The organism is Neisseria sp. P0022.S010, from assembly GCF_051956635.1.
Genome location: NZ_JBQCXF010000436.1, coordinates 1 through 2,521, shown reverse-complemented (window position 1 = coordinate 2,521; position 2,521 = coordinate 1). Strand labels below are relative to the sequence as shown.

General features: G+C 48.8%; 3 protein-coding genes. 1 reads left to right on the top strand and 2 read right to left on the bottom strand.

Annotated features, from left to right (window positions below):
* Positions 1 to 140 precede the first annotated feature (140 nt).
* A complete protein-coding gene (locus ACTHUT_RS17845; protein WP_049329714.1) occupies positions 141 to 977 on the top strand; it encodes a DUF4198 domain-containing protein in 837 nt (278 codons plus the stop codon).
* A 44-nt stretch (positions 978 to 1,021) separates the two neighbouring features.
* On the opposite strand, the gene ACTHUT_RS17840 is transcribed toward ACTHUT_RS17845, so the two are convergent.
* On the bottom strand, positions 1,022 to 1,873 hold the full coding sequence (locus tag ACTHUT_RS17840; RefSeq protein WP_250600894.1) for a DUF5672 family protein: 852 nt from the start codon (positions 1,871 to 1,873) through the stop codon (positions 1,022 to 1,024).
* A 37-nt stretch (positions 1,874 to 1,910) separates the two neighbouring features.
* Positions 1,911 to 2,521, bottom strand: a 611-nt coding sequence (locus ACTHUT_RS17835) for a MutS-related protein (protein ID WP_440419259.1), incomplete at its 5' end; no start/stop codon positions are given.

The following is a 2,521-nucleotide window of genomic DNA, read 5'->3' as shown; positions in this document are numbered from 1 at the left end:
GTCTGAAACCCAATATAAATAATCATTTATAATTAAAAAATATAATCCTTATTATTTACAAAAAATGCAAATAAGAGTAATGTTTCTACTCGCCAAAATACAAGGCCTTTCATTCAACAACAAAATGGAGTGTAGAAACTATGAAACAATGGATGCTTTTAGGATTGCTGGGATTGGGCGCAGTGGCGCAGGCGCACGATGTTTGGGTGGCCGCACCGACACATCAGCCTGCCGGCCAAATCCTGCATGCGGATTTAGGTTACAGCCATGACTTCCCCAATGTCGAAAAAATCGCCGACGACCGCGTGCATATTTTCAAACCGCTGCAATTGACCGGCAGCTCAAAGAAAACCGTTGACATGGTGAATAAAGGCGAAAACTATCAATACGTTTCCAAAGCCGCTTTGCCTGAAGGTTCTTACTGGGTCAGCGCAACCTACAAACCGACTTTCTGGTCGAAAAACCAAGACGGCTGGAAACAGCAAACCTTGAAACAGCTGGCCGGTTCAACCTATTGCGAACAATCGCAAATGTTCGGAAAGAGCTTTGTCCAAGTGGGCAACGGCGCAGTTGATGAAGCTGTATTGACCCGCCCTATCGGCCAAGAGCTGGAACTGGTTCCGCTGAAAAATCCGAACGAAGTCAAAGCCGGCGGTATTTTGCCGGTCAAAGTCCTGTACAAAGGCGAGCCTTTGGTTAAAGCCACCGTTACCGCCAGCTCGGACACTTTGGCGGAAATGGACTTGGAATCAACCCATGACCACCGCGAGCCTCAAGGCTTCTCCGGCAAAACCGATAAAAACGGCGTGGTCAATGTGATTACGTTGATTGACGGTTTATGGAAAATCAAAGTGGTAAACGAGACCGATTACAGCGATAAAAGCGTATGCCAGCAAGACAAAGCTTACGCAACGCTGATCGTACCTGTCGGTACCAAACGCGCGGCTGCACGCCATGCCCTCCATCATCAACACTAACAGCCATTAACAAAAGGCCGTCTGAACTTTCAGACGGCCTTAATTTATTCCCATTCATAACCCAAATTTCTAAAAAAACGGGAGTATGTTTCCAATCTATCCTCATTCAATTGGGCAAACCGGACACGATTGCAGCCGGTCAAGACCACATTTCCCATCCAGTGCGCCCCAAAGACGCGCTCTAAAGGGACATTCCTCATTTGATTGATAAACGGTACTTCTAAAGAAAATTGCGTAGCAATATTCGGAGGCGCAAATTTCAAACCCAAGTCCTGCAATCTATAACGGTGTTGCGCCGTCAAAAACATATCTTCATGGTGCAGCTTTACCAGCCATTCCATATCGGCAATTTTTTCGTCTTTCGGCGGCAACGGCGGTCGGATTTCTACATTTAAGCCCAATTGTCGCGGCATGGCTAAAAGCCGTCTGCTGCGCAGGCTGAAACCACCGTTCTGCGGCTCGTCCAAATTCGGAGAAGTCTGAATCAGATGTTGTTTGGCCAAATATTGGTCGGTTCCCTTCAGGAAAAACTGCCCGTCGGCTTCAGTTTCCAACAAAATCGGCAAAGGTGCACCGATATAGTCATATTCCCGATAGGCATCCTGCCAGTTTTGACCGTTCAACACCCAGCCGTCATTTTGAACAATCAAACAATAATCCGTATCGATGTAATACATCAGTTGGTACAAAACAAACAAATTGTATTCCAGATAACCGAATTTCCGGCAAGGCTGATGTCGGATATTTTCCGGCAAACCTTGCGGACAGCTCGGGCTGATCAGCAATCCACGGCTGCCGGGCAATTCGGCACAGCTACGGATAATGGCATACATCGTGCCCCCGGTATAAGAATCTGCGCCGGTAATACCAACCACGGTAATGTCAGTAAAACTCATTAATATATTTCCCTGTTTCAGACGGCCTTTGAGTTATTTACGACGCCTTATTGCAAATATCTTTCAAGCGATACAAGGCATCCAAGGCTTCGCGTGGCGTGAGGTTGTCGGGCTGAATTTGCGCCAACGCTTCAGCCAATTCATTGTTCTGCAAATTATCAACAGGCTCAATTTCTTGTTCTTTCCCTTCCTCTTCAGCCCCATTTTCAGACGACATGGCACTGAAAATATCCAACTGCGGACGGTTGGCGGCGGCTTGGTTTTCCAAATCGTTTAAATGCTTTTGAGCCGCTTTCAAAGCGCGGTTGGGCAGACCTGCGAGTTTGGCGACGGCGATGCCGTAGCTTTTGCTGGCGGGGCCGGGTTCGATGTGGTGGAGGAAGACGATGTCTTGTCCTTGTTCGAGTGCGGAGAGGTGCATGTTGACCGCCGTTGCGTGGGCTTCGGGCAGGCGGGTCAGCTCGAAATAGTGGGTGGCGAAGAGGCTAAAGGATTTGTTTTTTTGCAGCAGATGTTCGGCAATGGCGTGCGCGAGGGCGAGGCCGTCGAAGGTGGAGGTGCCGCGTCCGACTTCGTCCATGAGGACGAGGGATTGGTCGGTGGCGTGGTGGAGGATGTAGGCGGTTTCGCTCATTTCGACCATGAAGG